The organism is Caballeronia sp. LZ029 (assembly GCF_031451275.1).
In the GTDB taxonomy this organism is placed as follows: Bacteria; Pseudomonadota; Gammaproteobacteria; order Burkholderiales; family Burkholderiaceae; genus Caballeronia; species Caballeronia jiangsuensis.
Genome location: NZ_JARUXO010000002.1, coordinates 628,565 through 647,988, shown reverse-complemented (window position 1 = coordinate 647,988; position 19,424 = coordinate 628,565). Strand labels below are relative to the sequence as shown.

At 61.5% G+C, this 19,424-nt stretch carries 19 protein-coding genes; 8 read left to right on the top strand and 11 right to left on the bottom strand.

The genetic code is table 11. The features are described from left to right. Positions 1-15: 15 nt before the first annotated feature. The 6 genes from QCE73_RS17770 to QCE73_RS17745 are packed head-to-tail and all read right to left on the bottom strand — an operon-like array spanning position 16 to position 5,699. Complete coding sequence (locus tag QCE73_RS17770; RefSeq protein WP_309882689.1) at positions 16-1,155, bottom strand: FAD-dependent oxidoreductase; 1,140 nt, start codon at positions 1,153-1,155, stop codon at positions 16-18. Then, positions 1,148-2,572 (bottom strand): FAD/NAD(P)-binding oxidoreductase, encoded by a 1,425-nt coding sequence (locus QCE73_RS17765; protein ID WP_309882688.1) that lies wholly within the window; start codon positions 2,570-2,572, stop codon positions 1,148-1,150. The genes QCE73_RS17770 and QCE73_RS17765 overlap by 8 nt, the downstream gene beginning before the upstream one ends. Continuing rightward, the gene (locus tag QCE73_RS17760; RefSeq protein WP_035503804.1) at positions 2,569-2,877 is read right to left on the bottom strand and encodes a (2Fe-2S)-binding protein; all 309 of its coding nucleotides are present in this window, start codon (positions 2,875-2,877) and stop codon (positions 2,569-2,571) included. Before QCE73_RS17760 ends, QCE73_RS17765 begins: the two co-directional genes overlap by 4 nt. Positions 2,878-2,887: 10 nt before the next feature. Then, positions 2,888-3,682: an ABC transporter permease gene (locus QCE73_RS17755; RefSeq protein ID WP_309882686.1), complete on the bottom strand. Its 795-nt coding sequence runs from the start codon at positions 3,680-3,682 to the stop codon at positions 2,888-2,890. Positions 3,683-3,697: 15 nt separating this feature from the next. Beyond that, positions 3,698-4,615, bottom strand: a complete 918-nt coding sequence (locus tag QCE73_RS17750) for an ABC transporter permease (protein ID WP_309882684.1) — start codon at positions 4,613-4,615, stop codon at positions 3,698-3,700. Further along, positions 4,608-5,699: an ABC transporter ATP-binding protein gene (locus QCE73_RS17745; RefSeq protein ID WP_238212108.1), complete on the bottom strand. Its 1,092-nt coding sequence runs from the start codon at positions 5,697-5,699 to the stop codon at positions 4,608-4,610. The genes QCE73_RS17750 and QCE73_RS17745 overlap by 8 nt, the downstream gene beginning before the upstream one ends. A gap of 285 nt (positions 5,700-5,984) precedes the next feature. Between QCE73_RS17745 and QCE73_RS17740 the strand changes: the two genes are divergently transcribed. Next, positions 5,985-6,860 carry an IclR family transcriptional regulator gene (locus tag QCE73_RS17740; RefSeq protein ID WP_309882682.1) on the top strand — a complete coding sequence of 292 codons (876 nt, stop codon included), beginning with the start codon at positions 5,985-5,987 and terminating at the stop codon, positions 6,858-6,860. A gap of 3 nt (positions 6,861-6,863) precedes the next feature. Here the strand turns inward: QCE73_RS17740 and QCE73_RS17735 are convergent, their stop codons facing one another. Continuing rightward, positions 6,864-7,457 carry a YSC84-related protein gene (locus QCE73_RS17735; protein ID WP_309882681.1) on the bottom strand — a complete coding sequence of 198 codons (594 nt, stop codon included), beginning with the start codon at positions 7,455-7,457 and terminating at the stop codon, positions 6,864-6,866. Positions 7,458-7,613: 156 nt separating this feature from the next. Between QCE73_RS17735 and QCE73_RS17730 the strand changes: the two genes are divergently transcribed. After that, entirely contained in the window at positions 7,614-8,078 is a 465-nt protein-coding gene (locus QCE73_RS17730) for a septal ring lytic transglycosylase RlpA family protein (protein ID WP_309882680.1), read from the top strand. 58 nt (positions 8,079-8,136) lie between these two features. Here the strand turns inward: QCE73_RS17730 and QCE73_RS17725 are convergent, their stop codons facing one another. The 4 genes from QCE73_RS17725 to QCE73_RS17710 form a co-directional block, all read right to left on the bottom strand. Continuing rightward, complete coding sequence (locus QCE73_RS17725; protein ID WP_309882679.1) at positions 8,137-9,906, bottom strand: ShlB/FhaC/HecB family hemolysin secretion/activation protein; 1,770 nt, start codon at positions 9,904-9,906, stop codon at positions 8,137-8,139. Continuing rightward, a complete protein-coding gene (locus QCE73_RS17720) occupies positions 9,903-10,346 on the bottom strand; it encodes a hypothetical protein (RefSeq protein ID WP_309882677.1) in 444 nt (147 codons plus the stop codon). Before QCE73_RS17720 ends, QCE73_RS17725 begins: the two co-directional genes overlap by 4 nt. Positions 10,347-10,694: 348 nt before the next feature. Further along, positions 10,695-10,964: a hypothetical protein gene (locus QCE73_RS17715; protein WP_309882675.1), complete on the bottom strand. Its 270-nt coding sequence runs from the start codon at positions 10,962-10,964 to the stop codon at positions 10,695-10,697. 76 nt (positions 10,965-11,040) lie between these two features. Beyond that, positions 11,041-11,403: an ESPR-type extended signal peptide-containing protein gene (locus QCE73_RS17710; protein ID WP_309882674.1), complete on the bottom strand. Its 363-nt coding sequence runs from the start codon at positions 11,401-11,403 to the stop codon at positions 11,041-11,043. A gap of 934 nt (positions 11,404-12,337) precedes the next feature. On the opposite strand from QCE73_RS17710, the gene QCE73_RS17705 reads away from it, so the two are divergent. The 6 genes from QCE73_RS17705 to QCE73_RS17680 form a co-directional block, all read left to right on the top strand. After that, on the top strand, positions 12,338-14,245 hold the full coding sequence (locus QCE73_RS17705; protein WP_309882672.1) for a methyl-accepting chemotaxis protein: 1,908 nt from the start codon (positions 12,338-12,340) through the stop codon (positions 14,243-14,245). A 111-nt stretch (positions 14,246-14,356) separates the two neighbouring features. Beyond that, on the top strand, positions 14,357-15,670 hold the full coding sequence (locus QCE73_RS17700; RefSeq protein WP_309883149.1) for an EAL domain-containing protein: 1,314 nt from the start codon (positions 14,357-14,359) through the stop codon (positions 15,668-15,670). Continuing rightward, entirely contained in the window at positions 15,667-15,987 is a 321-nt protein-coding gene (locus QCE73_RS17695) for a hypothetical protein (RefSeq protein WP_309882671.1), read from the top strand. The genes QCE73_RS17700 and QCE73_RS17695 overlap by 4 nt, the downstream gene beginning before the upstream one ends. Before the next feature lie 18 nt (positions 15,988-16,005). After that, the gene (locus tag QCE73_RS17690) at positions 16,006-17,682 is read left to right on the top strand and encodes an EAL domain-containing protein (protein ID WP_309882669.1); all 1,677 of its coding nucleotides are present in this window, start codon (positions 16,006-16,008) and stop codon (positions 17,680-17,682) included. Positions 17,683-17,755: 73 nt separating this feature from the next. Further along, complete coding sequence (locus tag QCE73_RS17685) at positions 17,756-18,721, top strand: chemotaxis protein (protein ID WP_309882667.1); 966 nt, start codon at positions 17,756-17,758, stop codon at positions 18,719-18,721. 19 nt (positions 18,722-18,740) lie between these two features. Next, positions 18,741-19,424: Hpt domain-containing protein (locus QCE73_RS17680; RefSeq protein ID WP_309882665.1), on the top strand; the 684-nt coding region annotated here is incomplete at its 3' end.

The following is a 19,424-nucleotide window of genomic DNA, read 5'->3' as shown; positions in this document are numbered from 1 at the left end:
TTTCCTTGTTCTGATTTAGTGAGTGACGGGTAGAGGCATCGAACTGAACCGTCCGATCGAGAAGGCGTCGATCGGCGTGCTGGTCGCGCCCTGCGTGACCAGTTCGGCGAGCACTTCGCCGACGCCGGGCGCGAGCAGAAAGCCGCCGCCCGAAAAACCGAAAGCATGCAGAAGACGCGGCGTGGTGCGGCTCGGCCCGATGACCGGATTGCTGTCGGGCGTCTCGCCTTCCACGCCGCTCCAGGTGCGGATCAGGAGCGCGTCGCGCAGGGCGGGCAACAGCGCGCACGCGTCGCGCATCACGGCGCGCGTCGTGGCCGTCGATGGCTGCGCGTACTCGCCATCGCCATGTCCGCGCCCGCCGCCGATCACGCAGTTGCCGCGTTCGACCTGACGCGCATAGATGCCGCCGCCGACCACGCCGAGACTGTGCCCGATAAAGAGCGGCAGCGGCTCGGTCACCCACATGTTCGGATAAATGGGCTTCATCGGCGCGCTTTCGCCGAAGCTGCCCGCGATGCGGTTCGCCCACGCGCCCGCGCTGTTGACGAGCCAGTCGGAACTGACGCGCTCGTTGCCCGCGCGCATCTGAAAGCGCGTGCCGTCGAAGGTGATGTCGGCGAGTTCGGTCTGCTCGCGCACATCGGCGCCCGCGCGTTGGGCGGCGTGCGCGAAACCCGGCGAGACGAGACGCGGATTCGCGTGGCCGTCGCTCGGGCAGAGCGAGCCGCCGATCGCCGCGGTTCCGAGCCATGGATAGCGCTTGCGGAATGCAGCACCGCTCATCACCTGCGATTGAACGCCGTGTTCGCGCGCCATCGTGGACCATCGATCGAGCACGTCGAGATCGGCTTCGCAGCGCGCGAGACGCAGATGACCCGACATGACCATCTCGCCGTCGATGCCGATCAGCTCGGGCAGGCGGCCATACACGCGCCGCGCGCGCACGGCGAGCGGCAACTGTTCTGCCGTGCGTCCCTGCGTGCGCACGCCGCCGTAGTTCACGCCGCTCGCCTGCGCGCCGCAGAAGCGCCGTTCGATCAGCGCGACGCGCATTCCCGCTCTGGCGAGCGCAAGCGCCGTCGATGAGCCGACGAGTCCGCCGCCCGCGATCACCACATCGTAATGACTCACACCCGGACGGACGTCACTCATCGTGGGCTTCCTCGGGCTGCACCTGCACGCCGTCGTCGTAGAGCATCGGTGTGATCGGGATGGGTTTGATGGGTGCCTGGCTGCGCAGACGGCCGACCTCCGCGAGCGGCTTGCCGGTTTCGGCGGCGACGAGCGCAATGGCGGATTCGCCGCACATGCGGCCCTGACAGCGGCCCATGCCGATGCGCGTGAGCGCCTTCAGCCGATTGACTTCCGTGGCGAGCCCGCTGCGGATGCACGCGCGCATCGTGCCGGCGGTGACTTCCTCGCAGCGGCACACGATCATGTCGTCGGGCCAGTCCTGCGCGGCGTTCGCGGGCGGCGCGAAGGCATGCTCGATGCCCGCGCGGAAAATGGCGATGCGTTCGAGTTCGCGTTCGAGCTTCGCGGCATCGGGCTGAGCGCGTTCGTGCGTCATGATGCCGATGTCTTCGATCAGCGCGAGCGCGGCGCGCCGTCCCGCGAGCTCGGCGGCGTCCGCACCGGCGATGCCCGCGCCGTCGCCGGCGAGATACACGTTGCGCTCCGAGCTGCGGCCCGCCGCGTCGCGCTCGGGGAGCCAGCAGCGATTGAGCGCGTCGAAGCGAAAGCGGCATCCGGCGAGATCCGCGAGCTGCGTTTCGGGGCGCAGGCCGAAGCCCATGCCGACGGCATCGCAGTCGAGCGAGCGAGGCGCGCCGCGATGCGTGCGCCAGCGGATGCCGCGCACGGCATCGTCGCCATCGATGTTATCGAGCGTCACGCCACGTTCGATACGCACGCCATGGGCCTGCAGCCATGCGACGTAATACAGGCCCTTGGCGAACGTCGCAGGCTGGTTCAGCAGACGCGGCGCGGCGGCGGCCTGACGCGCGAACGGGCTGGTATCGAGCACGGCCGCGACTCGCGCGCCCGCTTTCGCGTATTGATAGGCGACGAGATACAGGAGCGGCCCGGTGCCCGCGAACACGACGCGCGAACCGATCGCGCAGCCTTGCGCCTTCAACGCGACCTGCGCGCCGCCGAGCGTGAAGACGCCCGCGAGCGTCCAGCCGGGCAGCGGCACGATGCGATCCGTCGCACCGCTCGCGATGATCAGATGCGTGAACGGCACGCTCGCCTCGCGTCCCGCGTGAAGCGTGTCGAGGCGGTTCTGCTCGCACGCCCACGCGAGCGTGTCGGGGCGATAGTCGATCTTCGGCAGCAGCTTCGCCATCGCGCTGTGCACGGCTTCGGCCTTCTTCGCTTCGAAGCCGTAGAGCGTCACCGCGCTGCGTTTGAAGCCCGCGTCGGCGGGCGGCTGCCGATAGATCTGTCCGCCCCAGCGCGCGTTTTCATCGATGACGACTGGCCGCAACCCCGCCGCGACGAGCGTTTCCGCCGCGCGAATGCCAGCCGGTCCCGCGCCGACGATCACCACACGATGTGCGCCGCTCATCGCGCGTCCTCCGTGACGACACGCATGCCCGCTTCGATGCGCGTCGAACATGCGCGCATGCGCTTGCCGTCCTCGCCGCGCACCCAGCAGTCCTGACACGCGCCGATCAGGCAAAAGCCCGCACGCGGCTTGCCGCTGAATTCGCTGTGCCGCACATGCCTTTGATGCATGAGGATGGCGGTCAGGAGCGTATCGCCCGCGAGCGCTTCGGCCGGCACGCCATCGAGAACGAAGGGAATGCGTGCGCGCTCGATCTCGTCGAGACGAACGAACTGCGGCGCATGATGAATCGTTGCGGTGCTCATGAGAGTGGGTTCAGTGCTGGCCGATCAGAATGCGGTTGAGCCCGTACACGCGGTCGAGAATCAGCATCGCGCCCGCGGTGATGAAGATGACGAGCGCCGAGACCGACGCCATCATCGGATCGATCGATTCGGTCGCGTACATGTACATGCGCACCGGTAGCGTGACCGTTTGCGGCGACGTGACGAAGACCGACATCGTCAGCTCGTCGAAGCTGTTGATGAACGCGAGCAGCCAGCCGCCGGTGATGCCGGGCAGGATCATCGGCAGCGTGACGCGGCGGAAGGTCGTCCACGCACTCGCGCCGAGCGACGCCGCCGCGTGCTCGATGCTGCGGTCCATGCCGCTCACCGACGCGAGCACGAGCCGCATCACGAACGGCGTGATGATGACCATGTGCGCGAGGATCAGCCACGCGAACGAGCCGGTCGCGCCGATCAGCGCGAAGAAGCGCAGCATCGCGATGCCGAGCACGAGGCCGGGAATCACGAGCGGCGAGAGCAGCAGCCCGTTCAGAAAGCCGCGTCCCGGAAAGCGCGCGCGGCCGATCGCGAGTCCGGCGGGCAACGCGATCACGAGCGACAGCGTCGCCGATGCGAACGCGAGCTTCACGCTGTTGAAGAACGCCGAGATGAAGTCGGGATAATCGAGAATCGCGCGGAACCAGCGCAGCGAGAGGCCGTGTGTGGGCAGCGTCAGCGTTTCTTCGGGCGTGAACGCGACCAGCATGACGATGACGAGCGGCGCCAGCACGAACAGGATCACGATCGTATGGAACGCCAGCGCGACGGGACCGTTTTTGCGCATGATGGATCGCCTCGTTCAGCCCATGCTGCGCGTATAGCGCCGCTCGAGCACGCGATAGTAAGTGAGCATCACCACCAGATTGGCGATGAGCAAGAGCACCGCGATGGTCGCGCCGAGCGGCCAGTTCATCGAACTGAGGAACTGGTCGTAGACGGTGGTGGCCGCGACCTTCAGACGGCGTCCGCCGAGCAGGCCCGGAATCGCGAAGGCGCTCGCGGACAGGCCGAACACCATCAGACTGCCCGACAAAATGCCCGGCACGAGTTGCGGCAATACGATGCGCCTCAGCGTTACGGCGGGCGAGGCCATCAGCGAGAGCGCGGCGTTTTCCGTCTGCGGATCGATGCGTTGCAGCGCGGTCCACACCGGGATCACCATGAACGGCAGCATCACGTGAACCAGCGCGATGACGATCGCGAAGGTCGTATAGAGCAGCTTGTACGGACCGAAGCCGAACGCGCCGAGCAACTGATTCACGAGCCCGTTCACGTTGAGCAGCATGCTCCAGCCGAACGCGCGCACGACCACCGAAACCAGCAGCGGCGCGAGAATCACCAGCAGGAAGACGGAGCGCCACGGATCGCCCATGCGCGACAGGATGTACGCCTCGGGCGTGCCGATCACGACACACAGCAAGGTCACGAGCGCGGCGATGCCGAACGTGCGCGCGAAGATCGTGTGGAAGTACGACGAGCCGAGCACTTCGGCGTAGTTATGCAGATCGAACGCGGCGACGGAGCCGATCGCGGGATCGAATCGATAGAACGTGAGCGCGAGCGTCATCGCGAGCGGCACGATCACGAGCACCGCGAAAAGCAGCAGCGCGGGCGCGCTCATGATCCAGAGCGGCAGATACGCATGCCACGGCGCGCGCCGGGCGCTATTCGATTCCGCCGCCGACGCAGACTCGGAAGAACGCAGCGTGCTATCCACGGGCGGCCTCCTGCTGGATGAAGCGGATCGATTCCGTGTTCCAGTCGATGCCTACTTGCGCGCCTTCTTCGAGCGGCTCGTCGCCGTGATTCTGGCAGCACACGAGCATTTCGCCCGCGCGGCTGTCGAGCCGGTAGAGCCACTGGCTGCCGAGAAAGAAGCGGCTCGTCACGCGCCCCGGCAGACGTCCGCTGCCCGCCACGCCGAGCCTCAGTTTTTCCGGGCGGATGCAGACGGTGACCGCATCGCCGACGCCGATCGCGCGCTCGCGTTCCGGAAGCTGCGAGGTCGAGCCGGTCTCCGCGAGATCGTGGCCGAGATCGATGCGAATGGCGTCGCCATCGCGCGCGACGATCGTGCCGCGCAGCATGTTGGCCTTGCCGATGAACTGCGACACGAAGCTCGTCTCGGGACGCTCATACGCGCGATAGGGCGTATCGACCTGCGTGATGCGGCCCGCTTCCATCACGACGACGCGATCGCTGATCGACAGCGCTTCGGACTGATCGTGCGTGACCATGATCGTCGTCGTGCCGATCTTGCGCTGAATGCCGCGCAACTCGAACTGCATGTCCTCGCGCAGCTTCGCGTCGAGATTGGACATCGGCTCGTCGAGCAGCAGCACGGGCGGCGCGATGACGATCGCGCGCGCGAGCGCCACGCGCTGACGTTGCCCGCCCGACAACTCGCGCGGAAAGCGATGCGCGAACTTGTCGAGCCGCACGAGCGACAGCGCGTCGCGCACGCGCTCGCGGCGCTCGCTCTTGTCGATGCCGCGCATCTCCAGTCCGAAGCTCACGTTCTGCTCGACGCTCATGTGCGGAAAGAGCGCGTAGCTCTGGAACACGATGCCGAGGCCGCGCCGGTTCGGGCGCATATGCGTGATGTCGCGGCCGTCGAGCATGATGCGTCCGCGCGTCGCTTCGATGAAGCCCGCGATCATCTGCAAGGTCGTGGTCTTGCCGCAGCCCGAGGGTCCGAGCAGCGAGACGAATTCGCCTTTCTCGACCGACAGATTGACGTCGGCGACGGCGTGCAGATCGCCGAACGACTTCGACAGATCGGTCAATGTGAGGAACGACATGGCCTGCCCCTTCGGCGCGTCGCGCGCCGCCTGTGTGCGACTGATTCCGATGAACCGACTCTAGCTAGCCATATTTCGGTGCGTCAATTTGAAATTCCATTGAATGAGTGAAACTTGCCTGTAGATTTCGAACAGTGGAATTTATATCGACATAGAAAGGAAATTATTTCGATGAGCGTGATTTGGGTTATCCCTTAGATTGCGTAACGCGGCTGAATCGGGTCGAATAGGGGCGAAGAAATGCAGGGCGCGGACATTCCGTTGAATGGAATACACGAGGCGAAGATGAAGGCTTCTGACGAAGGAAACGGAACGCAGGCGGCGGACGCGCCGGGCGTCGGCATGCTTCAGCGTGCGTTCGCCGTGATTCGCGCGCTCGGCGAGGATCAGGCCGAAGGTAGCCGTGTCACCGCGCTTGCGAAGGCGGTGGGACTGACGCAGGCCACCGTGCATCGCATCCTGCATGCGCTGATCGCGGAAGGCATCGTCGAACAGGACGAGGGGAGCAAGCGTTATCGGCTGAGCGTGGATTTCTTTTCGCTGGCGGCGCAGGCGGGCAACCCGAGCCGTATGCGCACGCTGTGCCGGCCCGCGTTGCTGCGGCTATGCGCGAGTCTCGGCGACACCATCTTCCTGCTCGTGAAAAGCAGCTTCGATGCGGTGTGCCTCGACATGTGCGAAGGCCCGTTCCCGATCCGCTCGTTCACCGGCGATGTGGGCGGGCGCGTGGCCTTGGGCGTCGGGCAGGGCAGCCTCGCGATTCTCGCGTTTCAACCCGAGGAAGAGCGCGAGGAGATCATCCGCTTCAACGTGCCGCGGCTGCATAACTATGGTGTGTTCGACGAGGTCTATCTGCGCACCGAGATCGAGCGCGTGCGCGCGCAGGGCTACGCGGGGCGTAACAGCGGATTGATCGATGGCATGGCGGGCGTCGCGGTGCCGATACTCGATCGTGCGGGGCTTGCGGTGGGCGCATTGAGCGTCGGCACGCTGTCGACGCGTCTCGGCGAAGACCGTCTGCCGATGGTGGTCGAGTTGCTGAAGCGTCAGGCCGCGACGATCGGCCCGCAGATCAATCCGTTCGATGTGGCCGTGCGTCGCCCGGTCCACGGCCTCACGCGCGCGATGGCGACGAGGCCGCTGTCCGGCCCGACGGAGTAGCGCTCAGTCGCTCAACCGGCTGACCTTGGTGCCTTCGAGCGACACGCCGGCCATGAGTCCGGCATTCGTCAGCACGAAAACCTCGACGGGATTGGTGGCTGTCGTCGTATCGAGCTGGCCGTTGGCGCCGAGCTTCATGACGGCGACGGTCGCATCGGTGCCGACTGCCCAGCCGTCGCGCTTGCGGAATTGCGCGAGCGCGTCGTCGGTCAGGAACACGTAGATGAGCGCTTTCGACTGAGCGCCGATCTGCAAGCCGAACGAACCGCCTGCCGTGCTGTAGTAGCCGTCGGTTCGGCCATCCACGCGCAGCGCGCCTTCGCCGTACTGTGCGCCGAACCAGAAGCCCGCCGATATCACGCGTGGAAAGACGAGCACGCCGCGCGCCTTGTTCACGAGTTCGCGCGAGCCGTTCACGGAGGCATAGAGGCGCTGGAGCGTCGCATCGACGGCGGCGTCGATGGCGCGATCGCGATCGGCCGTGCCTGCCGCTGTCTCACCGGACGATGGTCCCGTGGTCGTGCATCCGCTCAACCCCAGCGCTGCCGCTGCAATGCCGCCCGTCAACAAGAGACGCCTTTTGTTCTTCTGGTTCATACGGTTCCCGTGATCCACAGTTCTTAGGCTCTCGCACTATACAAGCTGTCGTCCGGCGTGTGTGGAGATCGGGGGCCAGCGTATTGAGCAGAGGGAAATGGAGCGATCCGTGCTACTACGAAGCAGTCGGGACGTCGAGTTCGAGAGGAAAGGAACATGAAGCGGCTTCGGGCATTCGTATGCGTGATCCTGTCGTGCAGTCTGAGCACGGCGTATGTGGCTTGTGCGAGCGAACCTCACGCGAAGACCACGTCCGCTCATGAACGCAATCTCGATCGCTCCGGCAAACCGCGCAAGGGCAAGGCTTCGTATTACGGCCACAAGTTCTACAAGAAGAAGATGGCGGATGGCACGCCGATGAATCCGCAATCCGATTCCGCCGCGAGCAAGACGCTTCCGCTCGGCACGAAGGCACGGGTCACGAATCTCGAGAATGGCAACAGCGAAGTGGTGCAGATTCGCGATCGCGGGCCGTATGTGAAGGACAGGATCGTCGATGTTTCGCCCAAGACGGCCGATAAGCTCGGGCTCAAGAAGGACGGCACCGCGGCGGTCGAGGTCAAGCCGATCGAGGTGCCGCAGCCTGATGGCAGCGTGAAGTCGGGCGCGGGGGCGCCCTAGGGTGCATGGAGAAATTTCCTGACACGGTACGAGCCCGCGAAATCCGAAGCCCGTTCCGTCAGAGTTGCGCCATGACCTGAAAACCGAGCGTCACGCGCGAGGTCGACATCGCCGATGGTTTGTAGAGCGGCGTGCCCGCGAAGAACTCATAGCTCAGTCCGCCATACTTCAAGGCGATGCTGCCGCGCAGACCGATCACCGCGCCGACGAGTTGTGTGCCCGCGAGAAAAGCCGTGCTCGGGCCGAACACGCGTCCGTAGTCAACGCCCGCATAGAGCGATTGTCGTGACTGCCCGAGCGGCGCCTGCAACTCGTTGCGCCAGTAAAACCCGCGCTCGCCCGCGAGCATTTGTTCGCCATCGAAGCCGCGCACCGTGTATCGGCTGCCGATCGTGAGATCGTCGACGTAGAAGAGCGTATCGGGCGAATATTGGCCGTGGAGCGTCGTCACGTACCGGAACGGCTGACTCGCCACGGCGAACGGCGCCGAGAGGTTGAAATCGAGCACCGCCATGCGATAGCGATAGGTCGGCCTGCTCGTGGGCATCGGCGTGGACGGATAGGGGTCGGGCGTTGCGCCGAGGCCGCCGATCCCTTGGCGATACGCGAGCGTGCCGTCGATCTGCGCGCCGCCGATGTAGTGCCGATCCGTGAGCCCCGCCTCGAAAAAGGTGTTATTGCGCCGCTGAATCTCGATCTCGGTATCGTCGATGAAACTCGCCCCGAACCGTTTCGAGAGCTGCACGTAGGCGCCGAGCACATCGCTCTGACTGCGGCGTAGCACGCGCGCCAGCTTGACGCCCGCCGTCTGTGCGTTACCGCTCGACACGAACGTCTGATTGACCCCCGCGATCTGCTGGTAGTACGTGCTCGTGTAGCCGAAGAGCGAGCCGGTCCAGTAGCCCCACGGCATCGAATACGAGCCGTTGAAGCCGTGCGAGCCGAGCCCCTCGTCGGCGAAATACAGATCCTGATTGGCGCCGAGACTCAGGACGTCGTTCAGGCCGAGCGGATTGTCGAGGCCGAGGCTTAGATTGCCTTGCAGCTTGCCCGTCGCGCGGCTACCCGAGTTGTCCACCGAGGCGACGAGCGTCCAGGGCTTCGCGCGCTTGAGCGAGAGGATGACATCGCTCTCGCCCGGTGCGCCGGTCGGCTCGATTTTCATGTCGGCGTCCTGGCTTGAGGGCCGCTTCATTTGTTCGATGCCTTGCTCGAGGTCGCGCAGGTTGAGCACGTCGCCCGGCCGCGTCGGGAATGCCGAGCGCCACGATGCCCACGTTACCGGATCGGCGAAGCGGATATCGCGAATCACGCCGGGCACGAGCGCGAACGAAAGCGTACCGCCCGCGATGTCCTGCTCGGGTACGAGGACGCGCGTCGTCACGTAGCCGCGACTTAGCACGGCTTGCTGGATGCCCTTGGCGAGTATCGCGACGCCTTCGCGGCCGATGCATTGTCCGCGATAGTGGTCGAGCCATTCGCGGGCGAAGGCGAAGCGATCGAGCGGCAGCGCCGATGCGCCTTTCTCGCGGATCGCATCGGGCAATGTCGCTGGGACATCAAGCGCGAAGGTGTCGACGCGAAAACATGGCTGCTCGTCTGGTAGCGTCGGAAAAGCGCCATCGGTCGGCACCGTCGAGCGCACTGCGGGCGCTTGTACAGTCGCCTCGCGCTGCTCGGCGTCGCGTTGCTGTTGTACCTGTTGATTTCGTAGCGCGTTGGCGCGAGCGGCGGCGGCTTCGTCGGCGATTGTTGGCGCTGGCTGTGCGTGCGCGGCGAGCGTTAAGGCGGTTGAGAGCGGCAGGGCCGCTAGTTTGACTCTTTTCATATGCCACCATTCACAGAAGCACACACCTCGTCGGACTGGTCATCGAACGTCTTCCGCCCTCTAAAGATTGACCATGCGCCTGCGATTGATAGACCACCCGTCAGTATCGGGAAAATCGATGGGCGTGCGAAAAACGCGGGGACGCTCAATAGTGCGTTTAACAGGAACATCCCCAGCGCCACGCGCCAAACGAGCTTGGTACAACGATCCAGGCATCTCGCGAGTAATAAATGACTTAGCGCTAAGCACAGCGAGGTCGCCGCCCCTGACGCAATGACGGAAGCGCGCTGCATGAGCGATGCTTGCGCGTCAATGGGTAAAGGTATCGCGCCCGTGAGGATCAAGAGCGCAGATAAGGCGCTCTGTCCGGCAAATATGTAAAGCGCCACCTGAGCGACCGCGAAGGAATCATCGCGCAGGGCCGTCGTTTTGTTTGTCATCTTGAGTTCGTCCTTTCTTATTCAATGCCAATAATTATTCAATAAATTGATACGTTGTCCTGAAAAACTAACTGCCCCTAAACAAGCGATAAATGCCCGAAGAACTAGCCTTCGGCGACTCCGCCGATGCTCACCGTTCAGGAAGGCATACGCGTGCGCGCTTTCTCGTAAATCCGACGCTAGACGTCTGAGCCCACGCAGTTCACCCTCGCCGGGCGATGGCTTGAGCGCGCCGGATTTGAACCGAGATAGCGGGTCAAAGTGCAGGGCGAACAGGGCAGGCTTGTCATCACGCCGGCCTGAACTGCTGAACACACTACAAACCCGATTACGGCCGGGTTTGTCGTTTCAAGACTTGTCTTGCTCCTCGTCCTTCACTTCGTAGCTCTTGCGTGCCTTCTTATAGCTGTTGTCGAACGGCTTTATTTTCAACAGCGCTGCGCGACTCGTCATTCCACCAACCAGACCAATTCCAAACCCTGTCAACAGTAGAGTCTTTGCGACCCAGGATGGGACATCAAATTCCAGTGCAATCACAGCTAAACCAATACCAGCAACGATAAGCAGCAACCTAACCCATGATGCAAGGTTACCATCTTCAATTATCTTGATCTTCATAGCTCAGTTTGGCCTCTATTTCTTAATCACATCTTTTACGCGATCTTGCGATGTCGCGGTTTCACTGTCGTTAACCTTATTTGTTTGCGCCTGGTTTCTGAATGTCGAATTGCGCGTAATTATTCAGGGATACGCCCGCCCCCGAGGGTTTTGCGATATCGACTTGTGGAAGCCCGTTTTGCGTCTGCACGACATTCGCGCCCGAGCCGGGTGCCGCGACGATCTGCGCGAGCGACGGCGCGCTCAAGACGACATTGCCGGCGAGTAGCGTCGCGGCTAGCGCGATCGCGCGCAATGCGGGCACGCATTCGGCGTCACATACGATGGCGTTTGCGCGGCACGTGCCGGGCGTGTTGCCGTGAGCGTTGGCGAAATCCGCGACGGCGACGAGCATATGTCGCACACGGCTAAAGACGAGTTTGTGAATACCCTTGTTCATGCTTATTATGTGGGAATGAATCAGCGAATACTTATCCGCTATGCAATCCTAAATAGTTAATCTATTTCGATGTATGCATCGCTATTAAGCGTGAAACATCGTTATGAATTTCTCAAACAAAAAGAACCGGCTCGCACGAGGCAAGGCCACGCGAGTCCTAGCGTCGACGAAAAAAGGCACAACATTGTGAAGCAAGGCGCGCCAAAGGCGCTCTTGCGAAGAACACTTAAAGAGGAGAGGCGCATCGCACAAGCGAGGCGCCGAGGGTCCGTTCGTACTATGGCGGCCGCTCAAATCACCACGCATGATTTGAGCAGGCGCTGATAGCGCCAGTCAAGAGTCCAAATTCCCCGAGTCGTGCAATATGAACGACGGGCCGCGTTTTGTCCAATTTTTTCGTTTTGCGGCTTGTGCGATTTCGCACAGGCGACCAATACATTGAAGATACTTTGCGGGTTCAACTTCGCTTCGATCTAATACGTTTTAGTCAAAGATCATTTCTCTTCCAGAGATAGCATCGACTACTAAACATTACTCGATGATATATCTACGGATGTGTAGCTAATCTGTAGAGTGTGCGATTGAAAGAAATAAAATACCTTAAAGATCGGAAGCGGCATTCGATAGATAAATTCAATAAACCTTAAATCGTTTTCACCGCGGCCCAATCGTTTGCTTCCGGTTTACCCTCTCTCAAGTAGAAAATACCTCTGTCGTTACCCCTCTTAGAGTAGTGTGAAGTACAAATGTCCGAGTCGCAGGTTGGCTTAGTCATGCTTAGGATTTTTGAATCAACACGGCTCATTGTTTCAGATCGTTCGGTTCGCTACGACGCCTCATCGGAAGTGAGATGTGCTCCAGTTTCGCGTACCCGAGCGGCGTGTCGCTGCATGCCGTGCATTCCACCTGTCACCGTGAAGTTGAGGAGAGTCAAATGAGGTTTTCTTTTGCCAGAAGACGCAGGGCAGTAACCGCCGATGCGCCGTCCCAAATCAGCACGACCGGGAATACCAATATCCAGGACGAGGCGCGAGAGTGGGCGGACATGAAAGGGCAACTGGCTGCAATCAGCAAAGCTCAGGCGGTCATCGAGTTCACGCTCGATGGCAGGGTGCTGAGCGCCAATGACAATTTTCTGAGGACGCTCGGCTATTCGCTGGACGAGATCAAGGGGCAGCACCACAGTCTGTTTGTCGATCCCGCGCATCGCGCCGGTGTCGAGTATCGGCTGTTCTGGGAGAAGCTCGCGCGAGGCGAATACGACGCCGGTCAGTACAAGCGCATCTGCAAGGACGGCAAGGAAGTATGGATTCAAGCGTCCTACAACCCGATCATGGACACGAGCGGCAAGCCGTTCAAAGTCGTCAAGTACGCCACCGACATCACCGAGGCGAAGCTGAAGGCGGCCGACTTCGAAGGGCAATTGGCCGCGATCGGCAAGGCTCAAGCTGTGATCGAATTCGCACTTGACGGACGCATCCTCAACGCGAACGACAACTTCCTGAGAACGTTGGGATACATGCTCGACGAGATAAAAGGCCAGCATCACAGCCTCTTCGTCGATCCCGATCAGCGCGCCACGATCGAGTACCGGATGTTCTGGGAGAAGCTCGCACGGGGCGAGTACGACGCGGGCCGCTACAAGCGCATCGGCAAGGGCGGTCGTGAGGTATGGATCCAGGCCTCCTATAACCCGATCATGGACATGAACGGTAAGCCGTTCAAAGTCGTCAAGTACGCCTCCGATGTCACCGAGCAGGTGCGCGCTGCGAAGGTGCTCGAACTGGCAGTGGAACAGACGCAGGCCGTCACCGCAGCCGCTAAGGAGGGTGACCTGACGCCGCGTGTGCCGCTCGAAGGCAAGCAAGGTTCGATCGGAGCCCTGTGTTCCGGCGTCAATGCGTTGCTCGACAACATGGCCTCTGTCGTGGGCCAGATCAAGGAAGCGACGGAGTCGATCAGCACGGCATCCAGACAGATCGCCGCGGGCAACACCGATTTGTCCAGCCGCACGGAGCAACAGGCGTCGTCGCTACAGGAGACCGCGAGTTCGATGGAAGAACTCACAAGCACCGTGCGTCAGAACGCCGAAAACGCCCGTCAAGCGAATCAGCTTTCGACCTCCGCCACAGATATTGCGATCAAAGGGGGCGATGTCGTCGGCCGGGTGGTCACGACAATGGGCGAGATCAACGCGAGCTCGAAGAAGATCGCCGACATCATCAGCGTCATCGACGGGATCGCGTTCCAGACCAACATCCTGGCATTGAATGCCGCCGTCGAAGCAGCACGCGCGGGAGAGCAAGGGCGAGGCTTTGCCGTGGTGGCGACCGAGGTACGGAATCTCGCACAACGATCGGCCGGGGCCGCCAAGGAGATCAAGACGCTGATCGAGAATTCGGTGGCCAAGGTGGAAGCGGGCTCGAAGCTCGTCGATCAGGCCGGCCACACCATGGGCGAAGTGGTGAGCAGCGTCAAGCGGGTCACCGACATCATGGCCGAGATCACCTCGGCGAGCCAGGAGCAAAGCGCCGGTATCGAGCAGGTGAATGTCGCCATCACACAGATGGATGAAGTGACGCAACAGAACGCCGCGCTTGTCGAGCAGGCAGCAGCGGCGGCGGCCAGCCTCGAAGAACAGGCGTTCGAACTGCAACGTACGGTCGAAACGTTTCGCCTCGACGAGCATCCGTCGAGGACCGAAGCGAGAACGATAAGGGCGGTCGCGAGTCCGGCGCGCTCAGCCGTCGCCGACCGTGCCCCTGTTGCCGCGAAGCCGCGAGCCGCTGCGTTCGGACCGAAGAAGGTGGTAGCGGCTGCCGGAGGCTGGGAGCAATTCTGAACGGGATTATTTCCATTGGCGACCGATGACCGGAGGCTCGGCAGTTGGTGCCGCCTCTCGGTCCGAGGTGAACAGGTTATAGGGTTTGAAGCAGGAGGGACCGTGCAAGACATGGTGTTCGATACCAGTGCTGACGACGCATATGCAGGGTCCGAAATCTACCTTGGACGACAACCGATCTTCACGCGCGACGGCAGCCTGAGCGCCTACGAGTTGTTGTTTCGCGACAGCGCAGAGAACAGCGCGTCCGTGGGCGATGCAGACCGGGCGACCGCACATGTACTGTGCGGCGCACTCGGAGACTTCGGCGTGGGGAAGGTATTGCGAAACCGCACGGGCTTTGTCAACGTCAGCCGGAGCTTTCTGATGAGTGATGCAATCGAGACCATTCCGTTCGAACGCTTCGTACTCGAAATCCTCGAGGATATCGAATTCGATGGTGCCGTCATTGCACGATGCCACGCGCTGCACGCGGCCGGCTACCGGCTCGCACTGGATGACGTATCGACAGAACTGCATGTTCCCCCGCAACTGCTCGCGGCGATCGATATCGTCAAGGTCGACATGCGGAGCACCTCGCGCGGACAGTTCGCGAACCTAGTCGGCTATTTCCTCGGGGCAGGGAAGACCGTGCTCGCAGAAAAAGTGGAAACCCATGACGACTTCGATGTCGCGTCGCGCGCAGGTTGCCAACTCTTCCAGGGCTATTTCTTTGCGCGCGCGCAGGTACTGCGTCAGCGCAAGGCCAACCACTGCCCGGCGTCGCTTCTGCGGCTGCTGGGCGTGCTATCGACCGATCCCGATCCGAAGCAACTCGAAGAAGCGCTGAAGGCCAATGCCGACATCGTGGTGCACCTCTTGCGGCTAGCCAATGCAAACCGGTGTGCAGACCGGCGGCGCGAGATGACCTCGGTACGCGAGGCCATCCTTGTCGTCGGCATCGCGCGCATGACCCGATGGATTCATTTGCTGATCTACGCGAACGGCATCAATCCTTCCATTGCGCTGGACGTCAGTCCGATGGTCCAGCTTGTGGGCGTCCGTGCCAGATTCATGGAGTTGATGGCGCAGCGCATCGCCGAGCATCAAACGATGCCGGATGATTTCGCGGACATGGCCTCGCTCACCGGCATGCTCTCGCTGATGAACGTCATATTCGAGTTGCCGTTTTCCGAACTGATGGAACAACTGCATGTTCATCCCTCGATACAGGCCGCTATCGAAAGCCATGACGGTCCGCTCGGTACGCTGCTCGCTGCGGCTGAAGCAATCGAGATTCAGGACGAGGACGTGCTCCGACAAACGATCGAGCGGTGGCCATCGCTCGATCGATCGACGCTTGCCGAGCTGCAGATGAGCGCCGAGCGATGGATCGATCATTGGACAGCAGACCAGCACCGGTCAAGTATCGGTATTCAGACATGAATTTATTGCACATCCCTTTATTACGACGGCTTTTATCGTTGAACGGTGCTTCGAACTCCAGTGATGAACTCTCGCGCTGTCAGTTCGAAGCATTCGCGAGGCAGTTGCCGCTGCTACACGTCATTCTGATCATCAACACTGTCGCGGTAGCGATCACGCATATCGGAACGACCCCGGCCTGGTTAGCGCGTGACGTTCCGATCACGCTGTGCGCAATCTGTCTGATGCGGCTCGCGACGTGGCTAAGACGGCAGAAGCGTCGGCATACGCTCACGGATGCTCAAATTGCCGCACGCATGCGCACCACGCTGGTGTAGATCGGCGTGCTGGGGGCGTTGTTCACGACCTGGGGCCTCGCGCTCTATCCTTATGGTGACGCTTACGCCCGCGTCCACGTCGCGTTCTACATGTCGATTACCGTCATCGGGTGTGTCTTTTGTCTGATGCACACGCGAGCGGCAGCGCTATTGTTGACGGCTATCGTGGTCGTACCGTTCTCGTTGTTTTTCGCGTTGACGCGTAACGTGGTTCTGATGGCGATCGCGGCCAACATGTTGCTCGTTGCGGTTGCGATGGTGGTCATCCTGCTGACCTACTACCGTGACTTTGCTCGCCTCGTCGAGTCACGGCGATCGTTGCGAGCGCGCCAGGGCGAACTGTTGCGCCTCAGTGAAGAGAACTCCTGGCTGGCGAATCTCGACAGTCTGACCGGCTTGCCCAATCGGCGACGGTTTTTCGGCGAGCTCAACGCGCTCGCGCCTCGCGACAATGCCGGCCCGCTGAGATATGCCGTCGGCGTAATCGACCTGGATGGATTCAAACAGATAAACGATCTCTACGGCCACGCGGCGGGCGATCGCGTCCTTGAGGAAGCGGGCTGCCGTTTGCTGGCGCTGTCGAAACCACACATCACCCTGGCTCGCCTGGGCGGCGACGAGTTTGGTCTTCTGATACGCGATCTGACAGAAGTACAGGAGCTTGTGCGGTTGGGCACGATGATCTGTGAAGCGCTTCGCAGACCCTACGTCTGGCTCGGCGCCACGATATCGCTGTCTGGTTCGATCGGTCTCGCGATCTTTCCGGAAGGAGGGGAGACGCCCGATCAGTTGTTCGAGCATGCCGACTATGCGCTCTATTTTGCGAAGACTCATCGGCGCGGGGGCATCACCATTTTCTCGCACGAACATGAGAGCCAGATTCGCAAGTTCGGCGAGATCGAGCAGGCTTTGCGACACGCCGATCTTGAGGTGGAAATGTCGCTTTATTTCCAGCCTATCGTCGATGTGACGACTGCACGCATCATCTCCTTCGAGGCCCTGGCGCGGTGGCACAGTCCCATTCTCGGCGTGGTTCCGCCCTCTCTTTTCATCACGGTGGCCGAGCGCAGCCACCTGATTCACACGCTCACCGAAGTGCTGCTGGGAAAAGCACTGAGAATCATGAAAGCCGGTGCCGCCGAAGCCCGCGTGTCCTTCAATCTCTCCGCGCTCGATCTGGCGTCGCCCGACGCCCTCGAGCGCCTCATCGGCATGATTCGCAAAAGTGGTGTCGCGCCCGATCGCCTCACGTTTGAAGTCACCGAAACGGCGGTCATCCACGATTTCGAGCAGGCGCAAGAGGCGTTGGAAACGCTCAAAGCGCTGGGCGCGCACATCTCGCTCGATGATTTCGGAACCGGGTTTTCGAGCCTGAACTGCATCCATCGATTACCGCTGGACAAGATCAAGGTCGATCGCAGCTTCATCGCGGAGATCGAAACCAACGTCGGTGCGCGCGATATCGTGCGCAGTATCGTTGATCTGTGCCGAAGTCTGAGCCTTGCGTGCGTCATCGAAGGCGTGGAAACGGCAACGCAGGTCGAAGTTCTTCGGCAGTTGGGCTGCGAGGTGATGCAGGGCTTTCATTTTGGCAGGCCCACGGCCGCCGACGGAAAGGACGGCCTCGATCCATTAACGAGATTCGATATTTCCGCTTGTTGCAGCGTCGGATCTACCCACAAATTCGTTAGGTAACCTATATAAACCAAATGCCGTTACCGTAGAAGAAGAGATCTTCCACTGTTATTCGAACCAGGAGCCATACACCGTGAACCACGCACAGGACGATATCGAGCAGCGAGTCCAGCTCGCGGGAAGCAACATGTTTGAGCTTCTGCTCTTCAAGGTAGGCTACGCGCAGGACTCCGGACAGCGCGATCGCTACGGCATCAATGTATTCAAGGTGCGTGAAATTGTCGAAATGCCGACGATCACGTGCGTGGCAGGTGCGAAGCCGGAGATTCTCGGTGTGGTGAATATTCGCGGCCAGATCATTCCCGTGATCGACCTCGCCCGTGTGATGGGATGTCAAGCAAGGAGCGGCACGAAAAAAATCCTGCTGGTGACCGAGTTCGCCCGCACGACGCAGGGCTTTGCCGTCGAAGAAGTGGACGACATAGTAAGGCTGGAGTGGAATCGGATCCTCTCGGCCGAGTCGAGCGCGCACGGCAACATGGTCACGAGCTTTGCACGGCTGGACGGAGACATCGATGGTTCGCAGCTCGCGAAGGTGCTGGACGTCGAACAGATTTTGCGAGACGTGCTGCCGGCGAGCATCCAGGAAATCAGTGCGGAGAAAACCGGACAGCTTCTATTGAAACCGGGCGCGAAAGTACTTGCCGCGGACGACTCGGGCATCGCGCGCAGCCTGATTGAGCAGAGTCTCGCCGCGATGGGTGTCCCGTACGTGATGACGAAAACGGGTCGAGAGGCGTGGGAGATGCTGGAGCGACTCGATCGCGAAGCGCAAGCGACCGGCGCGTGCGTGGACGACCACATCGCCATGGTCTTGACCGATCTGGAGATGCCCGAGATGGACGGTTTCACGCTCACTCGCCGCATCAAGGACACCGCGTCGCTGCGCCACATTCCGGTGGTGATCCACTCGTCGTTGTCCGGTTCCGCTAACGAGCAACACGTGCGCAAAGTCGGCGCGAACGGCTATGTCTCGAAGTTCGCACCGAGCGAACTTGCCTCCGTGATGCGAAAGGCCCTCATCGAAAAGGCCGTCTGATTGACGAGGCTGGCTAATCATGACACTCGACATTACCCAGTTCTATCAAGGCTTTTTCGACGAAGCGGAAGAACTGCTCGCGCAGATGGAGCGTCTGCTGCTTGCGCTCGACATCGCGAACCCCGACCCCGAGGACCTCGCGGCGATATTCCGCGCAGCGCATTCGATCAAGGGCGGTGCGGCGACGTTCGGATTCGCCTCGCTCACCGACACGACGCACATTCTCGAATCGCTTCTTGATCGCGCGCGAAACGACGAGCTCGTTCTGCACCGCGACATGATCGACACGTTCCTCGCCACCAAGGACGTGCTCTCGGGGCAGATCACCGCGTATCGTGCAAGTGCCGAGCCGGATGAGGCCGCTGCCGCCTCGATCCGCGCGAAGCTCGAGCGACTGAAAAGTGGTGCTGGGCAAGCGGAATCGACGCCTGCGCTCGAACCGGCTTTCGTCGAGGCGAACTCGATGACTGTCGAAGGAACGCAGAACGAGCGGGCATTGGGCAAATCGAATCTACCGGCAGCGCATGTGAGCAATCGGAACGATTCAACGAACGTGCAGGCAAGCGCTGGCGAAAGGCAGGCGGCCACATCGGCGGAGGGTAGTTCGATTCGCGTCGGCGTGGAGAAGGTCGATCAGCTCATCAATCTGGTGGGCGAGCTCGTCATCACGCAGGCGATGCTCGCGGAAACCACGAGCACGTTC